This is a genomic window from Nocardia grenadensis NBRC 108939 (assembly GCF_001613445.1).
GTDB classification, from domain to species: domain Bacteria; phylum Actinomycetota; class Actinomycetes; order Mycobacteriales; family Mycobacteriaceae; genus Nocardia; species Nocardia grenadensis.
In genome coordinates this window covers 67,096-92,569 of record NZ_BDCJ01000006.1, presented here as the reverse complement: position 1 = coordinate 92,569, position 25,474 = coordinate 67,096, and the positions used below count along the sequence as shown (strand labels likewise).

Here is a 25,474-nt window from a genome sequence, read left to right as displayed (position 1 = left end):
GATTCATACGCCTTGAGCATCATTGTGTGAGGCCGGGCACAGTCGATCACTCTGTTTACCAATGACTGGACGGTTGTTCAACTCTCGCCGGGCGAATCCGGGGCCGAAACCCCGCGACGCGCGCCGACGCCGGCGCTCAACCCAGTTTGTGCAGAGCCGTTGCAGAGAACGTACGACCTTCTTCGCGCCCGGCGAAGTAACCGGTCAGCGTGGTGGCCAGATCGTCACCTGACCATTGCGCACCCGCGGCGTCGAACCGCTGCTCGACCTCCGGCGCGGCCATCAACGCGACCATGGGTCCGTATACGACGAACACTTGCCCGTTGACCGCGGCGGCCGCGGGAGAGGCCAGATAGGCGACCAATCGCGCCACATGCTCGGGCGAGAGCGGATCGACCTCACCCTCGGGGGCCGCGCTGAAGACCTGTTCGGTCATGGCGGTACGGGCCCGCGGGCAGATGGCATTGGCCCGGACACCGAAGCGGTCGAGCGCGCGCGAGGCGGACAGGGTGAGAGCGGTGATACCGGCCTTGGCGGCCGCGTAGTTGGCCTGCCCCTCAGGACCGAGCAGACCGGCTTCGGAAGAGGTATTGACGATCCGACCGTAGACGGGCGCACCGGCTTCCTTCGACTTCGCCCGCCAGTAGGCGCCGGCATTGCGGGTCAACAGGAAATGCCCGCGCAGATGTACCGCGAGGACCGCGTCCCAGTCCTCGTCGGACATGTTGAACAGCATCTTGTCACGGGTGATGCCCGCGTTGTTGACCACAACGTCCAGACCACCGAAGGACTCGGTGGCCGCGGTGATCAACGCGTCGGCGGTGGACCGCTCGGCGACACTGCCCGGGACGAACTCGGCCTTGGCGCCTAGTGCCCGAATCTGCTCCAGCGTCTCGGACACGGCATCGGACTCGGCCAGATCGTTGACCACGACCGAGGCCCCGGCTGCGGCCAGGGCGAGCGCTTCGGCCTTACCGAGGCCCGCACCCGCTCCGGTCACGATGGCAACTCGCCCGGCGAGGCTGGTATCTGTATCGCTCACCGGGCCGACTCTAGAACGTGTTCTTATTCACGGCAAGAGCCGATTCACAGCAAACGCAACGCGGCTTTCGGGCATTGCGCGACCGCTTCGGCCACTTGCGACTCCTGATCGGGCGCCACCTCGCCCTCGGCGACGTGCAGCATGTCCTCGTCATCGAGTTCAAAGACGTCGGGAGCGATTCCCGCACAGATTCCGTTCGCTTCGCACTGATCGAAGTCAACGCTGACCTTCATCGAAACTCCTTTTCCCGCCCCATGGCCGAAGCCTAACAAGCGACGGCCGCCGAGACAGGCTACATGGGCTGATTACCCTTCAATACTGGAACATGTTTCAGTGCATATGCAATGATCGGAGCAAGGTATCGAGATCCATTCCGTGCTCGCAGAGGGTGAGCGCGGCGCGATCCCACATCCAGGCCCATCTCCCATCCCGCAGAACGAAGGCTCGAGGTACCGCTATGCGCATTGCGTATACCCCGGAACATGAACAGCTACGCGCCGAGCTGCGCGAATACTTCGCGCGGCTGATCACCCCCGAACGGCGGGCGGCGCTCAGCTCCCAGACCGGTGAGTACGGCCAGGGCAATGTGTACCGCGAAGTCGTCGCGGAGATGGGCCGCGACGGCTGGCTGGCCCTGGGCTGGCCCGAGGAGTTCGGCGGCCAGAACCGGCCCATGCTGGATCAGTTGATCTTCACCGACGAGGCCGCCATCGCGGGCGCCCCGGTACCGTTCCTGACCATCAACTCCGTCGCGCCGACGATCATGCACTACGGCAGCGACGAGCAGAAGAAGTTCTTCCTGCCCAAGATCGCCGCCGGGGAGCTGCACTTCGCCATCGGCTACTCCGAGCCGGGCGCGGGCACCGACCTCGCGAGCCTGCGCACCACCGCGGTGCGCGACGGCGACGACTACGTGATCAACGGCCAGAAGATGTGGACCAGCCTCATCGCCTACGCCGACTACATCTGGCTGGCCGTCCGTACCGACCCCACCGCCAAGAAGCACAAGGGCATCAGCATGCTGATCGTGCCCACCGACGCCGAGGGCTTCTCCTGGACCCCGGTGCACACCATGGCCGGCCCCGACACCAGCGCGACCTACTACCAGGATGTGCGCGTCCCGGTCACCTCACTGGTCGGTCCGGAGAACGGCGGCTGGCCGCTGGTCACCAATCAGCTCAACCACGAGCGGGTCGCCCTGACCTCCGCCGCCGCGCTCCAGCTGGCCCTGGCCCAGACAACCGCGTGGGCCAAGGAGACGAAGGCCGCGGACGGCTCCCGCATCTTCGACCGCGAATGGGTGCAGCTCAACCTGGCCCGGGTGCACGCCAAGGTCGAATACCTGAAGTTGATGAACTGGGAGATCGCCAGCCGGGCCGACGCGGGCGGGGACGCCGCGCCGCGCCCGTGGGATGCCTCGGCGTGCAAGGTCTACGGCACCGAACTGTCCACCGAGGCCTACCGGCTGCTCATGGAGGTGCTCGGGCCCCAGGCCTCGCTGCGGCAGGACTCCCCCGGCTCGGTTCTGCGTGGCCGCCTCGAGCGGATGCATCGCGCCGCTCTGATCCTCACCTTCGGCGGCGGCACCAACGAGGTGCAGCGCGACATCATCGCCATGACCGCTCTGAAGCAGCCCGCCTCCGGCCGCTGACACCCGAATAAGGAGTTCACCATGGATTTCACCCCCACCGAAGCCCAGTCGGATCTGGCCCGGCTCACCGGCGAGGTCTGCGACAAATTGGTCACCGCCGACCGCCTGCGCGAATTGGACGGCGGGACCGCGAAATTCGACGAGCCGCTGTGGAAATCGCTCGCGGAGACCGGCGTGCTCGCCGCCGCCCTGCCCGCGGAAGTGGGCGGCAGCGGCTTCGGTTCGCTCGAACAGACCGCGGTCCTGCGCGAACTCGGCAAAGCCGTCGCCGCGGTCCCCTACCTGTGGTCGGTCGTTCTGGGCGCGGGCGCGCTGGCCGAGTTCGGATCGGCCGCGCAGCAGCAGCTCGCTACCGACGCCGGCGCGGGCACCGCGATCCTGACCGCGGCACTGGCCGAGGAGCACAACTGGGAACCGGCCCGCCCCGCCACGACCGCCACCGAAACCGCCGGCGGCTGGCGCGTCACCGGCACCAAGACCACGGTCCCGGTCGCCGACCGCGCAGCCCGGATCCTGGTCCCCGCGACAGTGTCCGGGGTCGCCGCGGTCTTTCTGGTCGACCCCTCGGCCGATTCCGTAACTGTGACCGCCCAGCAGGTGACCGACCGGAGCGCCGAATCGCTCGTCGAGTTCACCGACGCGCCGGCCGAACTGCTCGGCACCGTCGAGGACGGCGCCCGGATCCTGGGCTGGCTACTCGACCGCGCGTGGCTCGGCCTGGCCGCCCAGCAGCTGGGCACCCTCGAACGCTCCCTGGACCTGGTCGCCGACTACGCCCGCGAACGCGAGCAGTTCGGCCGGGCTATCGGCAGCTTCCAAGCCGTGGCCCAGCGCCTGTCCGACAGCTACATCGGCCTCCAGGGCCTGCGCCTGACCGTCACCCAGGCCGCCTGGCAGCTCGCCGAGGGCCTGGACGCCACCGGGGCCGTACATACCGCGAAGTTCTGGGCCGCCGAGGCGGGCCATCAGGTCGCCCACACCCTGGTCCACGTACACGGCGGCGTCGGTATCGACCGCGACCACATCGCGCACAACTATTTCACCGCCGCCACCCGCAACGAGTTCGCCCTGGGCGGAGCCACCAACCACCTGCTCCCCCTGGCGCAGTTCGTCCCCGAATCCGCCTGATCCGCCGCGTTATCGATTATCGACGTAGTATCACCGCGCAGTGTTGCGTAACCCTTGTAATCCGCCCCATCAGGAGTGCGCGGTGATACTCGAGAGCAGCGGACAGATCACGATCCCCGCAGCATTACGCGCGAAGTTCAACCTTCGCGAGGGAGACAACGTAGAGGTGGTCGAGATCGACGGCGCCCTTGTGATCGTGCAGACGGACGACACCCCGGACGTGGCTGTCGACTCACTTACCGAACGGGCGGCACCATCGGCCGCAAAGACGTCGAGGAGATGAGCACGGAGGAGATCAGGGGTCTGCTGGGTGGTGACTGATCTGCGGACGTCGATGGTCCGAAAGCCGGTCGACTCGTGTGTGCTTCTGGAAGAGGTGACCGGCGACAAGACGGCCGGGCCGCCGGAGATCGACATAATTTTGTACGATTATCGAATATATATGTACGATTATGCGTATGACTGCTCCGGATTTCGACGCCTGGGAACTACCCGTCAGCGAAGCCCGTGACAAGCTCGCCGAGGTAGTCGCGGCGGCCGAGGCAGGTAAAGTGGTCCACCTGACAAGACACGGCCGTCGCGTAGCCGCTGTCGTTCCGGAAGCAATGGCGGAGACCGCCGATAGCCAGGTACGTGAACTGTCGCAGCGATTCGCTTCCAAGCATCGCGCGCTGCTCGACAGGCTGGCCGAATGAACCCGGGAGAGATCTACTACCTGACCACCGCAGACCTCCGGGCCATCGCCGACGCCGTCGTGGGCGGGTACATCATTCGCGACCCAGGTCTCCTCGAGTCCGCGACAGCCCGACCACAGGCGACGGTTTTCGGCGCCGACGCCTACCCCGCCCTGTGGGACAAGGCTGCGGCCCTTCTGCATTCCATTGCCAAAAACCACCCGCTGATCGATGGGAACAAACGGCTGGCCATCACGGCGGGTGCGATCTTCCTGGCCCGCAACAGCGTGAATATCGATGGCCTGAACGAAGAGCTGGCGTACGACCTGATGATCGCGGTCGCCACCGGCGAACTGGAGGAGGTCCCGGATATCGCCGAGCAACTCCGAAAAGTTATCGGAGCCGCGCCCTCCGAACTGCCCGGCTAGCAAGCTCGCCGATATCTACCGAACAGGGCGCGAGGGTTGCCGGACCATCCCCGGCAACCCTCACTTGATCCGGCCGACTACGACGAACTCCCCGCCGACCCGTGCTCGTCGGCGTCGCGCTCCTCGGTCTGCGCCTTGGCCCATTTGTAGTCGGGCTTACCCGCCGGCGACCGCTTGATCTCGTCGACGAACCACAGGCTGCGGGGCATCTTGTAGGAGGAGATCTCCCGGGTCAGCACCGGGCGCAGTTCCTCCAGGGTGGGGCGTTTGTCGCCGCGACACTGCACCACGGCCGCCACCCGCTGCCCCCAGCGCTCGTCCGGCACGCCGACCACCAGCGCGTCGAAGATCTCGGGATGGCATTTCAGCGCGCCCTCGACTTCTTCGGGGTAGATCTTCTCGCCACCACTGTTGATGCTGACCGACCCGCGGCCGAGCATGGTGACGGAGCCGTCCTCCTCGACCCGGGCCCAGTCGCCGGGGATGGAGTAGCGAACGCCGTCGTATTCCTTGAAGGTCGCGGCGGTTTTCACCGGGTCGTTGTAGTACCCGATCGGGATATGACCCTTGCGCGCCAGCACACCGGTCTGCCCGGATCCGGGGACGACGGGCTTGCCGTTCTCGTCGATCACCGCGGTGGAGGCGTCGATTTTCACCCGCGGACCGCCGGTGTGCGTCGCACCCTTGGCCGCGATGGAGATACCACCGAAACCGGTCTCGGAGGATCCGATCGAATCGGTGATGACCGTATTCGGGAGCAGGTCGATGTACTCGTCCTTGAGGGCGGGCGAGAACAGTGCCGCGCTGCTGGCCATCGCCCACAGGTTCGTGTGCTGATAGGGCTCACCGGTTTCCGGATGACCGGCCTTCAGCGCGTCCAGCATCGGCCGGGCCATGGCGTCGCCGGTTATGAAGATCATGTTGATCCCGTGCGCGTCCACGGCCTGCCAGACGGTGTGCGCGTCGAACTCCGGGATCATGACGGTCTTGCCACCGTCGAACAGACCGTGGAAGACCGCGGTCTGGGAACCACCGTGGATGAGCGGCGGAATCGGGTAGCGCACCATCTGGCCGCCGGCCGCGCCGGTTTTGGCCTGCTGCCATTCGTCCTGGACGTACTCACCGGTCATGAAATTGATACCGCCACCGAGCACCCGCCACCAGTCCTCGTGCCGCCACATGACGCCCTTGGGCATACCGGTCGTGCCACCGGTGTAGATCATGAAGATGTCGTCGCCCGACCGATCGCCGAAATCGCGCTCGCCCGACGATTCCGCCAGTGCCGCTTCGTATTCCACCGCGTCCGCGGGCGTGGCGGCGTCCGTGTCGTCGTCGACGATCAGGACCGCTTTCAGATGCGGGACCTGCGACCGGACGTTCACCACCTTGTCGGTGTAGCGCCGCTCGTGGACGAGCGCCACCATGTCCGAATTCTCGAAGATGTACTGCAACTCGTTCTCGACGTAGCGGAAGTTGACGTTGACCATCACCGCCCGCGCCTTGAACACCGCCAGCATCGACTCCACGGCCTCGATGGTGTTGCGCGAGTAGATACCGACCTTGTCGCCCGGCTGGACACCGTGTTCCAGCAGGTAGTGCGCCAGCCGGTTCGCCCGGTCCTCCAATTGGGCGAAGGTCACGCAGCGGTGGTCGTCAGCCAGCGCAACCCGGTCCGGCACAAGGTCGATGGTGTGTTCGACGAGGTCGGCTATGTTGTACGTCACAAGGTCAAAAATAGAACGTGTTACTGTTTCTGGCAAGGGTCCGAGTAACAGGAGAAACAACGATGCCTCAATGCCTCGTCGAGAAGCGTGGCCATGTCCTCATCGTCACCATGAACCGCCCCGAGGCGCGCAACGCGCTCTCGACCGAGATGATGGCGATCATGCGGGACGCCTGGGATCAGGTCGACAGCGATCCCGATATTCGCGTCGCGATCCTGACCGGCGCGGGCGGGGCCTTCTGCGCGGGCGCCGACCTCAAGGGCATGACCCAGCAGCATCCTGGCGATTCGTTCGCGGGCGGGGGCTGGGACCTGTCGAAAATCGAGGCTTTACTGAAGGGGCGCCGGCTCACCAAACCGCTGATCGCGGCGGTCGAGGGCGCGGCCATCGCCGGCGGAACGGAGATCCTGCAGGGCACCGATATCCGGGTCGCGGGCGAAAGCGCGAAGTTCGGGGTGTCCGAGGCCCGCTGGGGTCTGTTCCCGCTGGGCGGCTCCGCGGTCCGGCTGGTCCGTCAGGTCCCCTACACGGTTGCCGCCGATATTCTGCTCACCGGCCGGCATCTGAGCGCCGCCGAAGCCAAGGACATCGGCCTCATCGGCCATGTGGTGCCGGACGGCCAGGCGCTGGACAAAGCGCTGGAACTGGCCGACCTCATCGCGGCCAACGGTCCGCTCGCGGTGCAGGCGATCCTACAGACCATCCGTGACAGTGAATGCGTCCCCGAGGAAGAGGCATTCCAGATCGACGCCAAGCTCGGTATGGCGGTCTTCCAGTCCGCCGACGCCAAGGAGGGCCCCAAGGCGTTCAAGGAGAAGCGCAAGCCGAACTTCAGCGGCCAGTAGAAGCCGGGTGCGGACCGAGCGCCCCTCGGTGCGTCCGGTCCATGCACGGTCGGCCGGTACCAGCGGCCGGCGTCGCGCCACCGGAACACCGAACGCCCCGTTCGACGGTTGTCGGCCGAGGCGTCCACATGAGCGCACTACGCCTACACGCCGGGGTAATTCATGTAGAACGGCTCCCACTGGTGACTGTCGGGGTCCAGGAAGGTCCGGCCGTGCATCCCGACCTGTGCCTCCTGGGCCTGCTTGTCCGTATTGATCTCCTCGCTACCCCCTGCGGCCACCGCGGCCGCGGTCAGCCGGTCGACCTCCTCGGCGCTGCCCAGCGACAGCGCGTAGGCGGCGCCGGTGGCGGCCCGGGTATCGGCGATCGGCCGCCGGCTGAAGGTGGCGAAATGCCCATGGGTCAGCAACATCAGGCAGATATTGTCGTCGACCACGATGCAGGCGGCATTGTCGTCGGTGAAATCGTCATTGACCTTCCACCCGAGCGCCTCGTAGAAGTTCTTGGACCGTCCCAGGTCGGTGACGGGTAGGTTCACGAAAATCATCTTGCTGCTCACGTGTCGATCCTTTCGGGAAGGTGGTCTGCGTTTCGCCGGCCGCAAAGGTTCGGACGCGGGCCATCCCGGAAAATCATCGGTGCCGGAACGTTTCCGCCGAAACGGCGCTCGCCCCCGGTCGCGGGACCTCCGCCCCCGGAGCGGCGTCGACCGGCCGCACCCGGCGGTACGGGCGAGGGCAACCGGCCGGTGCGCCGCGCACTGTGGCAGCTGGGGCCTGGTGATACGCCTGGGAAACCGACCGAAAACGGCGCGTTTCATCCTCTGTTCACATGTCGGTGCCCTATGCCACAGTGGCACGCATGAGCGAGCAGACCGGCACAGTCGACGCCGATGTCATGAGATCTTTCGAGGTGCACAGACGGGAACTGTGTGCCTACGCCTACCGCATGCTGGGGTCGTCCTTCGAAGCCGAGGACGCCGTCCAGGACGCGTTCACCCGGGCCTGGAAGTCCTACGACTCCTTCGAGGGCCGGGCCAGCCTGCGGTCCTGGCTCTACAAGATCACCACCAATATCTGCCTGGATATGCTCGACGGCCCACAGCGCCGCGCCCGGCCGATGGATCTGTCCGGCCCGTCGACACCGGACCGGCCCCTGGCTGCCCCGCAGCCGGACTATGTCTGGGTCGAGCCCATCCCCAACTCGCTCGCCTTCGGCGCCGACCCCGCCGAGCACGCCACCGCCAAGGACAGCCTGCGCCTGGCATTCGTCGCCGCCTGCCAGCATCTGCCCGCCACGCAGCGCGCCATCTTGATCATGCGCGAGGTCCTGCGCTTCTCCGCCAACGAGACCGCCGAGGCACTCACCATGAGCACCGCCTCGGTGAACAGCGCCCTGCAGCGGGCGCGCGCCACCATGAGCAAGGTCCGGCCGGCCGATACCGACACCTACGACGAAACCGACGACGATCAACGCCAACTCGTCGAGAACTTCGTGACGGCATTCGAGTCCTACGATATGGACGCGCTCACCACCCTGTTGAAAAGCGATGTGGCGCTGTCCATGCCGCCGTTCGATCTCTGGGTGTCCGGCCCGGAGAACGTGGCCGCGTTCATGCTCGGTACCGGTGCGGCCTGCCGGGACTCGCGCATGGTGCCGCTGGCCGGAGCCAACGGCCATCCGGCCTTCGGCCACTACAAGCCGAGCGGCGAGCCGGGCCGCTGGCTCCCGTGGTCGATCACGGTCCTGGAGATGCGCGGCGGTGTGATCACCGGGCTCAACTTCTTCCTCGATACCGAACGCCTGTTCCCACTGTTCGGCCTGCCGCCGGAATGGACGGAAGCCCCCGCCTGAGCCCGCCCGGTCGGCGTCGTATCCATCGTCGACCGGACTTCGTGGGTCGTCGAACATCACCGACCGTAGGTAGAGACGGCACCGATGTCGACAAGGACCTGTGGTACGCCGTGCTGGATCGACGATCGTCGGTGCCGATCGCTTTCCCGGACGCCCTCCTGGAATGTGCGGGAGTGCCCCTCCCACCTCGCAGATGACAACCGGGCCCGCCATGCAATCACTGCTAGCATTGATTTCATGGCAACGATAACTATCCGCGACCTGGACAGCGACGTGAAAGAGCGCCTGCGTCGGCGAGCCGCGGCGCACGGACGGAGCATGGAAGCCGAGGCCCGGGACATACTCGCCGCGGCGGTGCGCCCGAAACGGTTACTCCACGAACTTTATGAGCGCAGCCGGCCCTACGCAGCCGAGCTGGACATCCCGGAGCAGCCCGAGGCCGGAGCGGCACAGCTGTGATCATCGCCGATACGAACGTGGTGTCCGAGCTGTTCAAACCCACCCCCGACAACCACGTCCTCACTTGGCTCGAGGAATCCGACGACGTCACGATCAGCACAGTCACCATCGGCGAGATCTGGGCAGGCATCGAAAATTTACCCGAGGGGTCCCGCAGGGCGGGCCTGGCCACGTTGGCGGCGGAACTGTTCGACGAATTCGGCGACGAAGTCGAAGCCTACGATTTCCGTGCGGCACGTATCTACGGTCGAGTTGTCGCCGAACGCCGTCGACGAGGTCGGCCGATCGGGTATGCGGATGCACAGATTGCCGCGATCTGCCTGGCGAACGACTGCGCCGTAGCGACCCGGAACGTCAAGGATTTCACCGACCTCGGCCTCACCATTGTCAATCCCTGGGTAACGACCGGAACGCACTGAACCGGTGCCGAGCGTTCGATGTTCGGGACCGGCCCGACGCCGAACGGCCTGCGCCACCGCCCCCGGTACAGCCGGCCAGGTGCGAATCTCCGAGTGGGCTACGGCCGGTCGAACCGACCCGCGCGGATACGCCAGGTGAAGGATGCCCAGGCCGCCGGGGTGAAAGACAAAGCCGGGCCGTCGCGATCCTCTGCCGACAACGACACCCGCCCCACCAACGAACCCTCGGTCTCCTCGGACACTGCTTCCCCTCACAACGACGTGCCGAAATGCACAGCTTCACGAAATCATAAGGGATGCAATGAGAAAAGGCCGGAAGAGCGATCTCGGAGGTGTGACTCCAGCCACCGACACCGCGCCCGACACGGACGAATTCCGACCCGGTGCCGGCCGACTCGACCGGTCACCACGGCCGAATGCCGCTGCCCGTGTCGGGGCTTCTCCGGCTGCCGGAGCACCGCCGCGCCTACTGCGTTGCCCGCCGACCGACCAATTCTGCAACAGGTTCACCCGGCGGAAATCAGTGGCGCCAAACGTTTCAGCTGCGCCACATCCGGCACCGAAACCAACAGCATGGTGACCCCGGCGGCCTCCCACACCGCGATCTGCTCACGCACCTGGGTCTCGTTGCCGATGATCGCGGTCTCCAGCACCAGCTCGTCCGGTACGGCGGCCGCGGCCTCGGCTTTGCGGCCGGCCTGGAACAGCGTACCGATCTCGTCGACTTCCTTCTCGTAGCCCATTCGGCGATACACCTGCGCATGGAAATTCAGTTCCGGTGCGCCCATCCCGCCGATGTAGAGCGAGGTGATCCAGCGCATCCGCTCGATCTCGGCCGCCGGATCGTCGGTAATGATGACCTGCGCGGTCGCGGCGATCTCGAAGTCCTCCCGCGAACGCCGGGCACCCGGCCGGGCGAAGCCCTCGTCCAGCCATTCGTTGTACACATCCGCCATGCGGGGCGTGTAATAGATGGCCAGCCAGCCGTCGGCGATTTCCGCGGTCAGCGCCACATTCTTGGGCCCTTCCGCACCCAGCCAGATCGGCAGATCCGCACGTAGCGGATGGGTTATCGGCTTGAGGGGTTTCCCCAGACCGGTCGCGCCCGCGCCGTTGTAGGGCAGCGGATAGTTCGGCCCCTCATTGGTCACCGGGCCCTGCCGGGCCAGCACCTTGCGCACGATATCGACGTATTCGCGGGTCCGCTGCAACGGTTTGGCGAACGGCTGCCCGTACCAGCCCTCCACCACCTGCGGGCCGGAGACGCCGAGGCCGAGAATCGCCCGCCCACCGCTGAGATGGTCGAGGGTCAGCGCGTGCATAGCCGTGGCGGTGGGGGTCCGGGCGGACAACTGCACCACCGAGGTGCCCAGTCGTACCCGCTCGGTCGCCGAACCCCACCAGGCCAGCGGCGTGAAGGCGTCCGACCCCCAGGACTCGGCGGCGAACACCGCATCGAACCCGGCCTCCTCGGCCGCCACGACAACCTCGGCGGCATGTTCCGGCGGCCCCGCGCTCCAGTACCCGAGTTGCAATCCGAACTTCATATCCGACCCCTTCCGGCCTACTGCTTGCCAGCAGAATAAGAACCTGTTCTACTCGATATCGTGAATCAGGGGAATACTGCACCCACGGTAATTACGCAGGAACGCCCGCCGGGACTGAAACCGAGCGATGTGCTCAGTGCGCCCCTGCGGATGGAGTTCGACTACACGCGCTCCGTGGGACCCATCATCGGCAAGTTCCTTACCGGCCTGCGCGAACGACGCGTCTTCGGTATCCGGGGTTCGGACGGCCGGGTGCTCGTGCCACCGGCCGAATTCGACCCGGTGACCGCGGAACCGCTGTCGGAGTTCGTCGAGGTCGCCACCACCGGCACGGTGAAGTCCTGGACCTGGGTCCGCGACCCGCTGCCGGGCCAGCCCTTCGACCGGCCGTTCGCCTACGCGCTGATCCAGCTCGACGGCGCCGACACCGCACTGCTGCACGCGGTCGATGTCGAGAGCCCGGAACAGATCGGCACCGGCCTGCGGGTGACCGCCCGCTGGGCGGCCGAACTCACCGGCACCATCCACGACATAGTCTGCTTCGAGCCCGGTGAGACCCCGACGGCGGAGCCGGCCCCGGTCTCGGATGCCGACCCGGTCACCATCATCACCACTCCGATCGGGATGGACTACAAGCACACCGCCTCCCCCGAAGAGAGCACGTTCCTGCGCGGTCTGAAAGAGGGAAAACTCATCGGCGCGCGGGCCGATGCGCACAGCAAGGTGTACTTCCCGCCGCGCGGCGTGGACCCCATGGACGGCCGGTCCACCGCGGAAACGGTCGAATTGGCCGAGACCGCTACGGTCACCACTTTCTGCATCGTGAACGTGCCCTTCCTCGGGCAGCGGATCAAACCACCGTATGTGGCGGCGTATGTCCTGCTCGACGGCGCGGATATTCCTTTCCTGCACCTCGTGCTCGGCTGCGACGCGAGCGAGGTGCGGATGGGTATGCGGGTCAAGGTGGTCTGGAAGCCGCGCGAGGAGTGGGACTTCACCATGGCCAATATCAGCCACTTCGAGCCGACCGGCGAGCCGGATGCCGACTACGACACCTACAAGCATCACCTGTGAGAGGGCTCCCCGCGTGACCATCACCGAGCGTTCCATCGACAACGCCACCGAGATCGCCGTCGTCGGCTTCGCGCACGCACCGCATGTGCCGGAGACCTACGGCACCACCAACGGGGTGGAGATGCTGGTGCCCTGCTTCCAGCAGCTCTACGACCAGCTCGGCATCACCAAGTCCGATATCGACTTCTGGTGCTCCGGATCGTCGGATTACCTGGCCGGGCGGTCCTTCTCGTTCATCTCCGCCATCGATTCGATCGGTGCCGTACCACCGATCAACGAATCCCATGTGGAAATGGACGCCGCCTGGGCGCTGTACGAAGCGTGGGTGAAACTGCGCACCGGCCAGGTACAGACCGCCCTGGTCTACGGCTTCGGGAAATCCTCCGCGAGCACGCTGCGCCAGGTGCTGTCCACCCAGCTCGACCCCTACCTGGTCACGCCCCTGTGGCCGGATTCCCTGGCCATCGCCGGGCTGCAGGCCCGGGCGGGACTGGACGCCGGCCGCTGGACCGAGCGCGATATGGCGGCGGTCTCGGCCGCGCATACCGTCGACAGGAAATCGGTCGATGAACTGCTCGCCAACCCGTATGTCGCCGACCCGCTCCGTGAACACGACTGCGCACCCGTCACCGACGGCGCCGCGGCCATCGTGCTCGCGGTCGGCGACCGGGCCCGCGAGCTGACCGAGCGTCCCGCGTGGATCACCGGGATGGCGCACCGGATCGATTCCAGTGTGCTGGGCGCCCGTGACCTCACCACCTCCCCGTCGGCCGCCGCCGCCGGACAGGCGGTGACCACCGGCGACACCAGCGGAATCGACGTCGCCGAACTGCACGCGCCGTTCAGCCATCAGCAGCTCATCCTGACCGACGCGCTCGGCCTGAAACCGGAGACGAAGGTCAACCCGTCCGGCGGCGCGCTGGCCGGTAATCCCATGTTCGCCACCGGGCTGGAGCGCATCGGCTACGCCGCGCTGCCCATCATGGCGGGCACCGCGGGCCGCACCCTGGCACATGCCACCAGCGGCCCGGCCCTGCAGCAGAACCTTGTGACCGTTTTGAACTCGGAGGCACAGTGAATCACCATCGCGCAGCCCTTCGCTGTGCCGACCCGGTGCGGGTGTCCCGCATGACACAGGAGGCCGGCCGATGAGTTTCCCCGCCGCGGTGCTGGGCACCGGACAGACCCATCACGTTGCCAAGCGCAGCGATGTCTCGATGGCCGGGATGTGCCGCGAGGCGATCGACCGGGCGCTGGCCGACGCCGACCTGACCATGGCCGATATCGACGCCATCGTCATCGGTAAGGCGCCGGACATGTTCGAGGGCATGATGATGCCCGAGCTGTACCTGGCCGACGCGCTGGGCGCCCCCGGGAAACCGCTGTTGCGCGTGCACACCGCGGGCTCGGTGGGCGGTTCCACCGCCTGTGTGGCCGCCAGCATGGTGCAGGGCGGTGTGCACGAGAAGGTGCTCGCCCTCGCCTGGGAGAAGCAGTCGGAATCGAATGCCATGTGGGCGTTGTCGATTCCGGTTCCGTTCACCATGCCGGTCGGTGCGGGCGCCGGCGGCTACTTCGCCCCGCATGTGCGGTCCTATATCCGCCGCTCGAACGCGCCTCTGCACATCGGTGCGACAGTGGCGGCCAAGGACCGGCGCAACGGAGCCAAGAACCCGTATGCCCATCTCAAGCAGGGCGACAAGACCGCCGAAGAGGTGCTGGCCTCGCAGATGCTCTGGGATCCCATCCGATTCGACGAGACCTGCCCCTCCTCCGACGGCGCCTGTGCCGTGGTCATCGGCGGTGAGCAGTCGGCGGCCGCGGTGGAGGCGTCCGGGAAGAAGGTCGGCTGGATCCACGCTACCGCCATGCGTACCGAACCGCTGGCCTACGCCGGTCGCGACCAAGTGAACCCACAGGCCGGGCAGGTTGCCGCGAAGGCCCTGTGGGCGCAGGCCGGGATCACCGATCCGCTGGCCGAGATCGACGCCGCCGAAATCTATGTCCCGTTCTCCTGGTTCGAACCGATGTGGCTGGAGAACCTCGGTTTCGCCGCCCCCGGTGACGGCTGGAAACTCACCGACAAAGGCGAAACCGAGATCGGTGGCGCACTGCCGGTGAACCCGTCGGGCGGAGTCCTCTCCTCGAACCCGATCGGCGCCTCCGGCATGATCCGGTTCGCCGAGGCCGCCAAACAGGTCATGGGCCGGGCCGGTGATTACCAGGTCGACAATGCCCGCAAGGCGCTGGGTCACGCCTACGGCGGCGGCTCGCAGTACTTCTCCATGTGGGTCGTGGGATCGGATCGCCGATGACTCTGAAGTTCAGCCTCGGGGTCGCGCTGAGCCCGCTGGACCAGCTGCCCGCTCTCGCCCGGACCGCCGAGGAGGTCGGGTTCACCTCGATCGCCCTGCCGGATTCGCTGTTCTACATGAAATCCCAGGCGGCGAAGTACCCCTACACCCCCGACGGCAGCCGCTTCTGGGGCCCGGACACACCGTGGGTGGATCCGCTCATCGCCGCGACCGCCATGGCCGCGGTGACCACCCGGCTGCGCTTCTACACCAATGTGCTCAAACTCGGTTCCCGTAATCCGCTGCTGCTGGCCCGCCAGGTCGGGTCGGTGGCGAATCTGTCCGGTAACCGGTTCGGATTCGGTGTGGGTATCGGCTGGGCGCCGGAGGAATTCGAATGGTGCGGCGTGCCCTACGCGCGCCGCGGGGCCCGGGTCGACGAGATGATCGAGGTCATCAAGAAGGTCCTCGCGGGCGGCATGGTCGAATTCCACGGCGAGTTCTTCGATTTCGACGAACTGCAGATGAGTCCGGCGCCGAGCGAGCCGGTCCCGTTCTACATCGGCGGTCATACCGATGTGGCACTGCGCCGCGCCGCGAAGGTCGGCGACGGCTGGACCTCGGCCATGATGAAGTTCGACGATCTGCAGACCACCATCGCCCGGCTCGGTGAACTCCGCGCCGAAAACGGACGAGCCGAGGTGCCGTTCGAGATCCAGGCGGTCTGTATCGACAAATTCGGCCGCGACGGCTACCAGGAGCAGTACGACGCCGGTGTCACCGATGCGATCGTGATCCCCTGGCTGGCCGCCGGTATCGGATTCGACGGCGAACTGGCCGCGAAGCAGGACGCGCTGCGCGAGTTCGCCGAAGAGTACATCCAGAACCCGATCAACTGACTTCCGCGTGTGTCGCCGCGGAAGTGGCGGCACACCGGCTTGTCGAGAGGAACCCATGAGCAGCGAGGAACATCCCGCCCGCGCGGCCGGGCTGGCCTCCCAGGCCGCCGTACGTGCCCGGGACAAGGACGCCTGGCTCGCATTGTTCGCGGCGGACAGCATCGTGGAAGATCCCGTCGGCCCCTCCGGTTTCGACCCGGAGGGCAAGGGACATCGGGGGCCGGAGGCAATCGGGGCATTCTGGGACAAGGCCATCGCGGGGACGGATTCGATCGAGTTCCTGTTCGGTGATTCCTTCGCCTGCGGCGCGGAGGTCGCCTTCACCGGGACGATCCGCACCACCCTCGGTGGTCACCGCATCGATGCCGAGGGTGTCTTCACCTACAAGGTGGACGAGGCGGGCAAGATCGCCGCCCTGCGCGCGTTCTGGGAAGTGGACCGGGCCATGGCCACAGCCACACCGGTCGATTGAGTCGCGGCCGGCCGGTTTCCCTCCCGGCCCGGCCGCCTCACCACCGGGGTATGAACCGAGCCCCGCACATCACACCGGTGTGCGGGGCTCGGTTCGTCCGGAGGCCGATCCGCGGACACGGCCGGATACCCGAGGTGTGCTAGGGGTCCCGCGTGCCGGTCGGTACGGACCGGCCGGCGTCGTCGGAATATTCACGACGGTACCCCGGCGCCTCGCCCCGCGATTCGAGCCGGGCGGGAACCCGTCCGATGCCGGAGCCGCGACGACCGACACGCAGAACACCGACCCCCACAAATATTTCCGGCCCCGAACACCAGGTGTTCGGGGCCGGGAAACGCAGGTGGTCAGCCCGCCGTCCGACCGGTCACCGGGCAGGTCTTGTAGTCGACCTGGAATTCCTTGACGCCGTTCAGCCACCCCGACCGCAGCCGTTTCGGGTCGCCCAGCTTGGTGATGTCGGGCATATGGTCGGCGATCGCGTTGAAGATCAGATCGATCTCCAGTTTGGCCAGGTTGGCGCCGATGCAGTAGTGCGCGCCGGTACCGCCGAAGGCCACATGCTGGTTGTCCTCGCGCATGATGTCGAACTTCATCGGGTTCTCGAAGACATCCTCGTCGAAGTTCGCCGACCGGTAGACCATCAGGATCCGCTGGCCCTTCTTGATCTGGACGCCGCTCAGTTCGGTGTCCTCGAGCGCGGTGCGCTGGAAGGTGGTGATGGGACTGGCCCAGCGGATGATCTCGTCGGCTGCGGTCTTGGGGCGCTCTTTCTTATAGAGCTCCCACTGGTCCGGGTTCTCCAGGAAGGCGATCATGCCGTGGGTGATGGCGTTGCGGGTGGTCTCGTTACCCGCGACGGCCAGCAGCATCACGAAGAAGCCGAATTCCTCGGACTTGAGCGATTCACCGTCGATATCGGCCTCGACCAGGGTGGTGACGATATCGTCGGCCGGACAGGCCTTACGGGCCTCGGCCATCGCGTAGGCGTATCCGAGCAGTTCGGTGGATGCCTGCACCGGATCCACATCGATCTCCGGATCGTCGTAGCCGGTCATCTCGTTGGACCAGGTGAAGACCTTCATCCGGTCCTCCTGCGGGACGCCGATCAGTTCGGCGATCGCCTGCAGGGGCAGTTCGCAGGCGATCTGGGTGACGAAATCACCGGACCCGGCCTCGGCGGCGGCCTTGACGATGGCCTCGGTGCGCTTGGACAGCTCTTCGCGCAGCGAGTTGATCGCGCGGGGGGTGAAGCCGCGCGAGATGATCTTGCGCATCCGGGTGTGCTCGGGCGGGTCCATATTCAGCAGGATGAAACGCTGCAGTTCGATCTGCTCGCGCTCGATATCGTCGTTGAAGCGCGGCAGCGCCGTGTTCTCGTAGGTCGAGAACACATCGCTACGCCGCGACACCTCCTTGATATCGGCGTGCTTGGTGACGACCCAGAATCCGTCGTCGTGGAATCCGCCGACCTCCGGGGATTTCTCCTGCCACCAGATCGGGGCGGTACGCCGGAGTTCGGCGAACTCCTCGACCGGAATCCGCTGCACGTACATGTCGGGGTCCGTGACGTCGAACCCGTCCGGCAGGTTCGGCCGGGTCATGCGCGTATCCACCACCAGATGTCTCCTTCGACAAACTGAAACACGTTCTACAATCATTGAAGCACAGGCGAGAGAACGAGGAAAGAAAGCGGACTGATCAAGCCTCGTGCCGTGCGCGGAACACGTTACAGTTTTATGTCCGAAACGAAAGGTTCATGATGGGCACACCCGTTATCGTCGAGGCAGCTCGTACCCCCATCGGCAAGCGCAACGGCCGGCTGTCCGGGCTGCACGCCGCCGAGATCCTCGGTCTCGCCCAGCGCGGGCTGCTCGATCGCGCCCACCTCGACCCCGCCAAGGTCGAACAGATCATCGGCGGCTGCGTCACCCAGGCCGGCGCCCAGTCGAACAACATCACCCGCACGGCCTGGCTCGCCGCCGGCCTGCCGTGGCAGGTGGGCGCCACGACCATCGACGCGCAGTGCGGTTCGGCCCAGCAGGCCAACCATCTCATCGCCGGACTGATCGCCGCCGATGCCATCGACATCGGGGTCGCCTGCGGCGTGGAGGCGATGAGCCAGGTGCCCCTGGGCGCCAATGTCGGCGACCAGGCCGGCCCGCGCCGCCCGGCCTCCTGGGATATCGATATGCCCAACCAGTTCGAGGCCGCCGAACGAATCGCCAAGCGGCGCGGCATCACTCGCGCGGACGTGGACGCGCTCGGCGTGCGGTCCCAGCGCCTGGCCGCACAGGCCTGGGCGGAGGGCCGCTTCGACCGCGAGGTCCTCACGGTCACCGCGCCGGTGGTCGACAAGGAGGGCAATCCGACCGGGGAGAAGCAGGAGGTGAGCCGGGACCAAGGCTTGCGGGAGACCTCGGCGGAGAGCCTCGCCAAGTTGAAGCCGGTGCTGGAGGGCGGAATCCACACCGCCGGAACGTCTTCACAGATCTCCGACGGCGCGGCAGCCGTCCTGTTGATGGACGAGAAGGCCGCCGAGCGTGAAGGCCTGCGGCCGCGGGCCCGGGTGGTGACCCAGTGCCTGGTCGGCTCCGAACCGGAGTTCCACCTCGACGGCCCGGTTCAGGCGTGCGGCCGGTTGCTGGAGCGGTCCGGGATGAGCATCGATGATATCGACCTGTTCGAGATCAACGAGGCGTTCGCTTCCGTAGCATTGTCCTGGGCCCAGGTACATAAGCCCGATTTCGACCGGGTGAATGTGAACGGCGGCGCGATCGCTCTCGGTCATCCGGTCGGCTCCACGGGGTCCCGTTTGATCACCACGGCCCTGCACGAACTCGAACGTTCCGATCGGAACGTCGCAATGGTTCTCATGTGCGCCGGTGGCGCACTCGCGACAGGAACGATCATCGAACGCCTGTAGCGGCGCCTCGAATTCCCTATTGCGACAGGACATCGGCCCGTGCGCACCACAGTCGCCCTCGTACGGGTCCAGTGTCCTTCACGAAATTCAGCCGGTAGGTTGAACGTTCATCTCAGCTTTCGGTAGACGTGTCGTACGCCACACAATGGCCGCAGCACAGCTACGGAAGGGATACCAGCTATCCAGAGGCTACTGGCCGCCCGCCCGGGAAGACCCCCGCGACGGGCGGCTACCTGGTCGTATCAGAGGTCGACAAGTCCGGTGCGGGCAACCCGCAAACGCGGCACCACGGTCCACTTCCACTGATATGCGCCTGGAAGCTTCAAGGAAATCCTGATTCAGGCGTAGGTTTTCAGTTACTGAGCCGCTAATATCAATGATAGGTATCCGAGATAACGTCTGTTAGTACAGTGAAGGGAATTGGGCGGCTCACAATGGCTGATTTCGCGGCGCGGCTGAACAAGCTGTTCGAAACCGTGCATCCCCCGGGGCGAAAGCCGCATACCAATGCAGAGGTAGCGGCCGCCCTGACGGCATCCGGTCATCCGATCTCCAAACCGTATCTGTCGCAGTTACGGTCGGGCCAGCGTACGAATCCTTCCGATGAGACGGTTGCGGCGCTGGCGAAGTTCTTCAAGGTGAAGCCCGACTACTTCTTCAACGACATCTACGCCGCGAAGATCGATCACGACCTGGAACTCCTATCGCAGCTACAGGGTTACGGTCTGCGCCGGCTGTCCAGCCGGGCCTTCGACCTGTCGGAGGAGTCGCAGAACCTGCTCACCTCCATGGCGGAAAAACTGCGCGCGAGCGAAGGCTTGCCCGAAATTCCGCCGGACGGCACCGAATAGCAGAGACCGTCGGCGCGGTGCGATCCCAGTCGGGGTGGCACCGCGCCGACACCTGCGTCCTGGAAATCCCCCACGATGTTCCCGTGAATGGGAAATATTCCTTCGGCAAAGCTCGCGATGTGTCCGAAGTTCTGCCGTACGGAAGAATGCAGACCGACCGCTCGGCACGATTACCGAACTTCGCCGAGGATAATCACAGTGACGTAACGGGTGTACCGCATACCTCGGGCAACTACGTAACCATGACTGCTGAGGGTTCGGTCGGTTCCGGCTGCGCTTCGAAGGCAGCCGCGATCGCCTGCACCCATCCGCGCGGGCTGATGCCCTTCGGCGGTGCGATCCAGCGCGAGTCCACCACGACCCGGCCCAGCGGATTGCGGGCCCACTGCGCCACCCGTTCCGCCCGGGCGGACACCGCGGCGGGAGGTTCTCCGGCAGTGGCGATCTCGACACCGCCGCCCGACTGGAGATACAGCGCGTCCATGATCTGCGCGACCCGATCCGAGGCTTTGAGCTGGGTCGATGTCCCGGTCTCCTCCTGGACGACCTCCGGGAAGCGTTCCACCAGGACTCGGTGCAATGTCTGTATGCGGCGCAGCAGCAACCGCGCCCGCACCCACATCTCGACCACGATCCACACCGCGCCGAAGGCGATGAGCAAGGCGGCCAGCTGCCAGCACGGCCAGGCCCAGGCCGGCTCGCCCGGCCCGGATCGAGTAGCTCCGGTAATCCCCCGCTGCACCTGCCCGACGGCCAGCGCGACCACCAGCGCGGTCCCCGCGACGTAGACGGCGATACCCCGGCCCAGCGCGGTCCAGCTCAGGTTGCGCAGCCCGGTCACCACGATGAAGACACCGGCCGCCGCGGTGACCACCCAGCCCGTGGTGAACGATGCGCTGAGGGCGCCGGCGACGGCGAAGAGACCGGTTCCGTAAATACCTCCGGCGATCTGGCGCAGGTTACGACGTGAGACCACCGGCCAGGCGGCCGAGGCCACCACCGAGGTCGCGGCGGCGAAGAGCAGCCACGCGGAGACCACCAGCCCCTCCGACAGCGGGCCCGGCGGCAATCCACCGGGCAGTAGATTGTCGACGGCAAGTGCCACATCGGGCACCGCGGCGGTACAGGCCAGCGCGACCGCCGAGACGGCCACCACTATCGCCACCCGCGCGGTGGTCGCGGGTTTGACGAGTACCCGCCCCACCCGCGCGCCCGCGGCGACCCAGACGATCAGGGCGGTCAACCAGAACGTCATCCCAGAGCCTCATCGAATCGAAGGACCGAGACGCCCGCGCCCCGGCTGTTGAACACGCGCAGCCGCGTCATCAGCATCGCGGCGAAAGTTTCGGCCTCCCATTCGGCCTGGTCGTCCTCGCCGTCCTCGATCGCGTCCTGATGGGCGCGCTGACTGAGCATGTAGGCGATGAGCTCGTCGCTCACCTCCAATGTCACCTCGGGGGCCGGGGCGCCCTCGTGATCGAAGACGATATGCCCCAGCTCGTGGGCCAGCGTATGGTCCCGGCTCGGCAGCGCACTGGCGAGCACGATGATGTCCTTGGTCGGGTAGTAGCGACGCTGGCCACAGACGCCGGGACCGAGGTCGGCATCGGCGATTTCGATCGGGCGGCCCCGTTCGGCGGCCACCGCGTCGACCACCTCCTCGAGGGTGGTGGCGTCGGCATCGGCGGCGATCGCGCACACCGCGTCGACCGCGGCGGCGACCCGCCGATAGGCCCGGGCGCTCTGTGTTCGGCTCTGCGTCATCGCGGTCACGCGCCCGTTCCGAAGAATTCGGCACGCGCGGCATCGAGGCGCGCCTGCGCCTGGGCGGCGCTGTGATAACTCATCACGGCCGAACCGCCGCCGGCGATGGCCAGGGCGACCAGCCCGCCGATCACCGACAGGACCTTGGGTTCGGGCAGCAGGCCCTCGGCATTGGTCGGGCGCACCGCATGATTCGGCGGCGCGGCGACGACCGACGGCGCGGACCCGCCGGGAGCGGGCGCGGCGGGGACGGCGGGCGGCGCGACCACGGGCAACGGCACGGCCACCCCGATCGCCGGGGCACCGGCACCGCCCCCTGCCCCGCCTGGCGACGGTAATGCCAATGGCGGCCCGACCGGGGCCGCCGGAACCGGTGGCACCGGCAGCAGCAGGAGCAGAAGGGGAGCCGCGGAACCCACCCCGGCCGAACCCAGCGCGGCGGAACCTGTCGCCGCCGAACCGGCGGCAGCAGATCCGGTGGCCGCCGAGCCCACGGCAGCCGAACCCACACCGGCGGAACCGGTGCCGAGTATCCCGGCGCCGGCCGAACCGGTCGCGGCCGAACCGGTGCCGAGCACCCCGACTCCGGCCGACCCCAGCGCGGCCGATCCCGTGCCCAGTACACCCACTCCAGCCGAACCCACTGCGGCGGAACCTGTTCCGAGAGCAGCCGAACCGGTGCCCAGTCCGGCGGAACCGGTCGCACCCACCCCGAGACCGGCCGAACCCACTGCGGCGGAACCTGTTCCGAGGACTGCTGATCCGGTACCCAGCGCGGCGGAGCCGGTGGCACCGAGAGGCGCCGCGGCGGCCGAGCCGACGGCCGCCGAGCCGGTGGCCAGGATGGTGCCGAGAGCGGTACCCAACCCCACCGGGGCGACGGGTTCGGCGACCGGCGCCGGGTCCGGTAGCGGCGCCGCGACCGGTGCGGGCCCGGCCGTATCGGCCGGTTCCGGCTCCTGGATCCGGCCGGGAATGCCCAGGGGCTGCCACTGCGCGATATCACCGGAATCCACACCGCTGCTACCGGTATCGGAGTCCGGCGCCGGTGCACTACTACCCGTTCCGAGACCGGTGGGTGCGTCCGATTCGGCCGGAGCTCGTTCTCCGCTCACGTCGCCCGACTCCGGTTCACCACCCGGTATGGCGAGTGGGCCGCCCTCGGACGGGTGCGCGCCCGGTGGTGGTGGGGCGGCACCGCCACCTCCGCTACCGGAGGGGCCCTGTTCGGTCGCCGGCGCCCGGCCCGGATTCGCTTGCGCGAGTGTCGGTCCGCCGACCAACCCCAGGCATCCGGCCGCTCCGGCTACTGCAAGCAATCGCTTGATGCGACCCACGGCCATGCGCCAGTCAACCCCTCGATCGATATTGCGGATTCGCCCGGCGATGACGTCTTCCGGGTAGAACGAACAGATGGTTGCCCATGGTAAACCAGCAAACTCACCGCTGCATGAGGAAGTGACGATATCCGGCGGCCGCCTCCGACCAAACGCTGCTCGAGTGCCAGCGCACCACGAACAATGCCGCGGAGGGGGTGGGATAGATCACAATCACCCGGTGCGAGGTCCGGTAGCTGGACGGCAACGGGTCTATACCGAAACGGGTCCGTCCCGCCGCCGGCCGGCGGCGGGACGGACCCGTTCGAACTGCGAATCCTCAGGCGCCGTATACGGGTTCCGGCGTCGCGCCCTTAGCGATCAGCTCCGACACCACGGTGCCGAGTTCGGCGGGATTCCACCGCGCGCCGCGGTCGACCGGCACCCCGTGGCGCCAGCCCTCGGCCAGGGCGAGGCGACCGCCCTCGACCTCGAACATCCGGCCGGTGACACCGGTCGATTCCGTACTGCCCAGCCACACCACGATCGGTGAGATGTTCTCCGGCGCCATGGCGTCGAACCCGTCCTCGGGTGCGGCCATCATGTCGGCGAAAACGGTTTCGGTCATTCGTGTGCGGGCGGAAGGGGCGATCGCGTTCACCGTGACTCCGTACCGCCCGAATTCGGCCGCGGCCGTCAGGGTGAGGCCGGCGATACCCGCCTTGGCGGCCCCGTAGTTCCCCTGGCCGACGCTGCCCTGCAGGCCGGCGCCGGAACTGGTGTTGATGATCCGGGCATCCACGGCACGACCCGCCTTGGATTCCGCACGCCAGTACGCGGCCGCATGGCGCATGGTGGCGAAATGCCCCTTGAGGTGTACGCGGACCACCGAATCCCATTCGTCTTCGGCGAGGTTGACCAGCATCCGGTCGCGGACGAATCCGGCATTGTTGACCAGGACGTCCAAGCCGCCGAAGGTGTCCACCGCCTGTTGGACGAGCCGCTGCGCGCCCTCCCAGCTCGCCACGTCGTCACCGTTGGCCACTGCTTCCCCACCGGCCGCCCGGATCTCCGAGACCACCTGCTGGGCGGGAGTTTCCGCAGTCGACTCACCGCTGAGCGTCGAGCCGAGATCGTTCACCACGACCTTCGCGCCCTCGGCGGCGAAGGCCAGGGCGTGTGCCCGGCCGATACCCCGCCCGGCGCCGGTGATGATCACGATCCGTCCGGCGCAGATGCCCTCGGTTGCCATGTCCGTTCCTATCGTCGATGGTCGATATCTGTTCGAGCTGGAGGTCAGGCCTTCGCCGCGTCACCGGAATGGGTGGCGGTCGCGACCGCCAAGAAGGCCGGGGGTTCGCCGCCGCCGTGGATCTGCAGGGTCGCCCCGGAGATGTACCCGGCCAGCGGGGAGAGCAGGAAGGCCACCCCGTTGCCGATATCCTCGGGCCGGGCCAGCCGGCCCATCGGGATGGTCTGCCCGACGGCGGCCACTCCGTCGGCGTCGCCGTAGTGCAGGGCGCTCAGTTCGGTTTCCACCGCACCGACCACCAGGGAGTTGATCCGGACCTTGGGCGCCCATTCCGCGGCGAGGGACACGGTGAGGGCGTCCACTCCCGCCTTGGCCGCACCGTAGGCGGCGGTGCCCGGTGAGGGCCGGTGACCGCTGAGGCTGGAGATATTGACGATCGAACCGCCGTCTTCCTGCTCGCTGATCACCGCGTGTGCCGCCTGGGCGACGTGCAGGGCCGAGAGCAGGTTCAGCTCGATGATCTTGGTGTGGAATTTGGGGCTGGCATCCCGTGCCAGGGCATAGGGGGCGCCACCGGCATTGTTCACCGCGTGATCCAGCCGCCCGTGCCGCCGGACGATCTCGGCGATCAGCTCCGCCACGGCCGCCGGGTCGCGGACATCGCACGGCAGGAAGTCGGTCTGCCGCCCGTCCACCTCGACGGGAGTATCGCCGGGACGGCGGGCGCATGCCACCACGGTCGCCCCGGCGGCCAGCAGGACGCGGCTGATCCCCGCGCCGACGCCGCGGACGCCGCCGGTTACCAGAACGACGCGATCGGACAGGTCGATTTCGAGTGCCACCGTGTTAACCTACCA

Annotated in this window: 27 protein-coding genes; 16 read left to right on the top strand and 11 right to left on the bottom strand. The window is 66.9% G+C overall.

The window, feature by feature from the left end; translation table 11 throughout:
- Positions 1-136: 136 nt before the first annotated feature.
- Both NGR01S_RS07360 and NGR01S_RS07355 read right to left on the bottom strand, forming a co-directional pair.
- Complete coding sequence (locus NGR01S_RS07360; RefSeq protein ID WP_084480457.1) at positions 137-1,042, bottom strand: 3-oxoacyl-ACP reductase; 906 nt, start codon at positions 1,040-1,042, stop codon at positions 137-139.
- 44 nt (positions 1,043-1,086) lie between these two features.
- Complete coding sequence (locus NGR01S_RS07355; protein WP_030522901.1) at positions 1,087-1,275, bottom strand: ferredoxin; 189 nt, start codon at positions 1,273-1,275, stop codon at positions 1,087-1,089.
- Between the two features lie 224 nt (positions 1,276-1,499).
- On the opposite strand from NGR01S_RS07355, the gene NGR01S_RS07350 reads away from it, so the two are divergent.
- From NGR01S_RS07350 to NGR01S_RS07330, 5 genes are all read left to right on the top strand, one after another.
- Positions 1,500-2,693, top strand: coding sequence for an acyl-CoA dehydrogenase family protein (locus NGR01S_RS07350; RefSeq protein WP_063035431.1), 1,194 nt, complete (start codon positions 1,500-1,502; stop codon positions 2,691-2,693).
- Positions 2,694-2,714: 21 nt separating this feature from the next.
- A complete protein-coding gene (locus NGR01S_RS07345) occupies positions 2,715-3,821 on the top strand; it encodes an acyl-CoA dehydrogenase family protein (protein ID WP_063035430.1) in 1,107 nt (368 codons plus the stop codon).
- 82 nt (positions 3,822-3,903) lie between these two features.
- The gene (locus NGR01S_RS07340; protein WP_063035429.1) at positions 3,904-4,104 is read left to right on the top strand and encodes an AbrB/MazE/SpoVT family DNA-binding domain-containing protein; all 201 of its coding nucleotides are present in this window, start codon (positions 3,904-3,906) and stop codon (positions 4,102-4,104) included.
- A 175-nt stretch (positions 4,105-4,279) separates the two neighbouring features.
- Positions 4,280-4,516, top strand: a complete 237-nt coding sequence (locus NGR01S_RS07335) for a type II toxin-antitoxin system prevent-host-death family antitoxin (RefSeq protein ID WP_169811878.1) — start codon at positions 4,280-4,282, stop codon at positions 4,514-4,516.
- Positions 4,513-4,923: a type II toxin-antitoxin system death-on-curing family toxin gene (locus tag NGR01S_RS07330; RefSeq protein ID WP_063035427.1), complete on the top strand. Its 411-nt coding sequence runs from the start codon at positions 4,513-4,515 to the stop codon at positions 4,921-4,923. Before NGR01S_RS07335 ends, NGR01S_RS07330 begins: the two co-directional genes overlap by 4 nt.
- 77 nt (positions 4,924-5,000) lie before the next feature.
- Here NGR01S_RS07330 and NGR01S_RS07325 read toward each other — a convergent pair whose 3' ends face one another.
- On the bottom strand, positions 5,001-6,647 hold the full coding sequence (locus tag NGR01S_RS07325; protein WP_063035426.1) for an acyl-CoA synthetase: 1,647 nt from the start codon (positions 6,645-6,647) through the stop codon (positions 5,001-5,003).
- 62 nt (positions 6,648-6,709) lie between these two features.
- On the opposite strand from NGR01S_RS07325, the gene NGR01S_RS07320 reads away from it, so the two are divergent.
- Entirely contained in the window at positions 6,710-7,492 is a 783-nt protein-coding gene (locus NGR01S_RS07320) for a crotonase/enoyl-CoA hydratase family protein (protein WP_063035425.1), read from the top strand.
- Between the two features lie 143 nt (positions 7,493-7,635).
- Here the strand turns inward: NGR01S_RS07320 and NGR01S_RS07315 are convergent, their stop codons facing one another.
- Positions 7,636-8,052, bottom strand: coding sequence for a VOC family protein (locus NGR01S_RS07315; protein WP_084480453.1), 417 nt, complete (start codon positions 8,050-8,052; stop codon positions 7,636-7,638).
- A 302-nt stretch (positions 8,053-8,354) separates the two neighbouring features.
- Between NGR01S_RS07315 and NGR01S_RS07310 the strand changes: the two genes are divergently transcribed.
- The 3 genes from NGR01S_RS07310 to NGR01S_RS07300 all read left to right on the top strand — a co-directional run bounded on the left by NGR01S_RS07310 (position 8,355) and on the right by NGR01S_RS07300 (position 10,225).
- Positions 8,355-9,347 carry a sigma-70 family RNA polymerase sigma factor gene (locus tag NGR01S_RS07310; protein ID WP_063035677.1) on the top strand — a complete coding sequence of 331 codons (993 nt, stop codon included), beginning with the start codon at positions 8,355-8,357 and terminating at the stop codon, positions 9,345-9,347.
- A gap of 237 nt (positions 9,348-9,584) precedes the next feature.
- Positions 9,585-9,806, top strand: a complete 222-nt coding sequence (locus NGR01S_RS32325; RefSeq protein WP_063035676.1) for a FitA-like ribbon-helix-helix domain-containing protein — start codon at positions 9,585-9,587, stop codon at positions 9,804-9,806.
- Positions 9,803-10,225, top strand: a complete 423-nt coding sequence (locus NGR01S_RS07300) for a type II toxin-antitoxin system VapC family toxin (RefSeq protein WP_063035424.1) — start codon at positions 9,803-9,805, stop codon at positions 10,223-10,225. The genes NGR01S_RS32325 and NGR01S_RS07300 overlap by 4 nt, the downstream gene beginning before the upstream one ends.
- 506 nt (positions 10,226-10,731) lie before the next feature.
- On the opposite strand, the gene NGR01S_RS07295 is transcribed toward NGR01S_RS07300, so the two are convergent.
- Entirely contained in the window at positions 10,732-11,772 is a 1,041-nt protein-coding gene (locus NGR01S_RS07295; RefSeq protein ID WP_063035423.1) for an LLM class F420-dependent oxidoreductase, read from the bottom strand.
- 60 nt (positions 11,773-11,832) lie between these two features.
- On the opposite strand from NGR01S_RS07295, the gene NGR01S_RS07290 reads away from it, so the two are divergent.
- The 5 genes from NGR01S_RS07290 (at position 11,833) to NGR01S_RS07270 (ending at position 16,511) form a co-directional block, all read left to right on the top strand.
- A complete protein-coding gene (locus NGR01S_RS07290; protein WP_373861399.1) occupies positions 11,833-12,846 on the top strand; it encodes a Zn-ribbon domain-containing OB-fold protein in 1,014 nt (337 codons plus the stop codon).
- 13 nt (positions 12,847-12,859) lie between these two features.
- Entirely contained in the window at positions 12,860-13,924 is a 1,065-nt protein-coding gene (locus NGR01S_RS07285) for a thiolase family protein (protein ID WP_245664473.1), read from the top strand.
- 70 nt (positions 13,925-13,994) lie between these two features.
- Positions 13,995-15,161 carry a thiolase family protein gene (locus NGR01S_RS07280; protein ID WP_063035421.1) on the top strand — a complete coding sequence of 389 codons (1,167 nt, stop codon included), beginning with the start codon at positions 13,995-13,997 and terminating at the stop codon, positions 15,159-15,161.
- 2 nt (positions 15,162-15,163) lie between these two features.
- Positions 15,164-16,039 (top strand): TIGR03619 family F420-dependent LLM class oxidoreductase, encoded by an 876-nt coding sequence (locus tag NGR01S_RS07275; protein ID WP_063035674.1) that lies wholly within the window; start codon positions 15,164-15,166, stop codon positions 16,037-16,039.
- Between the two features lie 55 nt (positions 16,040-16,094).
- Positions 16,095-16,511, top strand: a complete 417-nt coding sequence (locus NGR01S_RS07270; protein WP_063035420.1) for a nuclear transport factor 2 family protein — start codon at positions 16,095-16,097, stop codon at positions 16,509-16,511.
- Positions 16,512-16,855: 344 nt separating this feature from the next.
- Here NGR01S_RS07270 and NGR01S_RS07265 read toward each other — a convergent pair whose 3' ends face one another.
- Positions 16,856-18,112: a cytochrome P450 gene (locus tag NGR01S_RS07265; RefSeq protein ID WP_063035419.1), complete on the bottom strand. Its 1,257-nt coding sequence runs from the start codon at positions 18,110-18,112 to the stop codon at positions 16,856-16,858.
- 158 nt (positions 18,113-18,270) lie between these two features.
- Between NGR01S_RS07265 and NGR01S_RS07260 the strand changes: the two genes are divergently transcribed.
- Both NGR01S_RS07260 and NGR01S_RS07255 read left to right on the top strand, forming a co-directional pair.
- Entirely contained in the window at positions 18,271-19,434 is a 1,164-nt protein-coding gene (locus tag NGR01S_RS07260) for a steroid 3-ketoacyl-CoA thiolase (RefSeq protein ID WP_063035418.1), read from the top strand.
- A gap of 434 nt (positions 19,435-19,868) precedes the next feature.
- A complete protein-coding gene (locus NGR01S_RS07255) occupies positions 19,869-20,285 on the top strand; it encodes a helix-turn-helix domain-containing protein (RefSeq protein ID WP_011207048.1) in 417 nt (138 codons plus the stop codon).
- 232 nt (positions 20,286-20,517) lie between these two features.
- On the opposite strand, the gene NGR01S_RS07250 is transcribed toward NGR01S_RS07255, so the two are convergent.
- From NGR01S_RS07250 to NGR01S_RS07230, 5 genes are all read right to left on the bottom strand, one after another.
- On the bottom strand, positions 20,518-21,540 hold the full coding sequence (locus NGR01S_RS07250) for a hypothetical protein (RefSeq protein ID WP_063035417.1): 1,023 nt from the start codon (positions 21,538-21,540) through the stop codon (positions 20,518-20,520).
- Complete coding sequence (locus NGR01S_RS07245) at positions 21,537-22,049, bottom strand: ImmA/IrrE family metallo-endopeptidase (protein WP_063035673.1); 513 nt, start codon at positions 22,047-22,049, stop codon at positions 21,537-21,539. Before NGR01S_RS07245 ends, NGR01S_RS07250 begins: the two co-directional genes overlap by 4 nt.
- A 5-nt stretch (positions 22,050-22,054) precedes the next feature.
- The gene (locus tag NGR01S_RS07240; protein ID WP_157107159.1) at positions 22,055-23,164 is read right to left on the bottom strand and encodes a hypothetical protein; all 1,110 of its coding nucleotides are present in this window, start codon (positions 23,162-23,164) and stop codon (positions 22,055-22,057) included.
- 541 nt (positions 23,165-23,705) lie between these two features.
- The gene (locus NGR01S_RS07235) at positions 23,706-24,617 is read right to left on the bottom strand and encodes an SDR family oxidoreductase (RefSeq protein WP_063035415.1); all 912 of its coding nucleotides are present in this window, start codon (positions 24,615-24,617) and stop codon (positions 23,706-23,708) included.
- A gap of 44 nt (positions 24,618-24,661) precedes the next feature.
- Entirely contained in the window at positions 24,662-25,459 is a 798-nt protein-coding gene (locus NGR01S_RS07230) for an SDR family oxidoreductase (protein WP_063035414.1), read from the bottom strand.
- Positions 25,460-25,474: the final 15 nt, after the last annotated feature.

Bases quoted from the DNA above. Each gene is read 5' to 3' on its own strand.
- NGR01S_RS07335 (WP_169811878.1), top strand. From the start codon at position 4,280: ATGACTGCTCCGGATTTCGACGCCTGGGAACTACCCGTCAGCGAAGCC.
- NGR01S_RS07350 (WP_063035431.1), top strand. From the start codon at position 1,500: ATGCGCATTGCGTATACCCCGGAACATGAACAGCTACGCGCCGAGCTG.
- NGR01S_RS07355 (WP_030522901.1), bottom strand. From the start codon at position 1,275: ATGAAGGTCAGCGTTGACTTCGATCAGTGCGAAGCGAACGGAATCTGT.
- NGR01S_RS07245 (WP_063035673.1), bottom strand. From the start codon at position 22,049: ATGACGCAGAGCCGAACACAGAGCGCCCGGGCCTATCGGCGGGTCGCC.
- NGR01S_RS07255 (WP_011207048.1), top strand. From the start codon at position 19,869: ATGGCTGATTTCGCGGCGCGGCTGAACAAGCTGTTCGAAACCGTGCAT.
- NGR01S_RS32325 (WP_063035676.1), top strand. From the start codon at position 9,585: ATGGCAACGATAACTATCCGCGACCTGGACAGCGACGTGAAAGAGCGC.
- NGR01S_RS07260 (WP_063035418.1), top strand. From the start codon at position 18,271: ATGGGCACACCCGTTATCGTCGAGGCAGCTCGTACCCCCATCGGCAAG.
- NGR01S_RS07270 (WP_063035420.1), top strand. From the start codon at position 16,095: ATGAGCAGCGAGGAACATCCCGCCCGCGCGGCCGGGCTGGCCTCCCAG.
- NGR01S_RS07330 (WP_063035427.1), top strand. From the start codon at position 4,513: ATGAACCCGGGAGAGATCTACTACCTGACCACCGCAGACCTCCGGGCC.
- NGR01S_RS07280 (WP_063035421.1), top strand. From the start codon at position 13,995: ATGAGTTTCCCCGCCGCGGTGCTGGGCACCGGACAGACCCATCACGTT.
- NGR01S_RS07265 (WP_063035419.1), bottom strand. From the start codon at position 18,112: ATGACCCGGCCGAACCTGCCGGACGGGTTCGACGTCACGGACCCCGAC.
- NGR01S_RS07320 (WP_063035425.1), top strand. From the start codon at position 6,710: ATGCCTCAATGCCTCGTCGAGAAGCGTGGCCATGTCCTCATCGTCACC.
- NGR01S_RS07250 (WP_063035417.1), bottom strand. From the start codon at position 21,540: ATGACGTTCTGGTTGACCGCCCTGATCGTCTGGGTCGCCGCGGGCGCG.
- NGR01S_RS07235 (WP_063035415.1), bottom strand. From the start codon at position 24,617: ATGGCAACCGAGGGCATCTGCGCCGGACGGATCGTGATCATCACCGGC.
- NGR01S_RS07295 (WP_063035423.1), bottom strand. From the start codon at position 11,772: ATGAAGTTCGGATTGCAACTCGGGTACTGGAGCGCGGGGCCGCCGGAA.
- NGR01S_RS07345 (WP_063035430.1), top strand. From the start codon at position 2,715: ATGGATTTCACCCCCACCGAAGCCCAGTCGGATCTGGCCCGGCTCACC.
- NGR01S_RS07310 (WP_063035677.1), top strand. From the start codon at position 8,355: ATGAGCGAGCAGACCGGCACAGTCGACGCCGATGTCATGAGATCTTTC.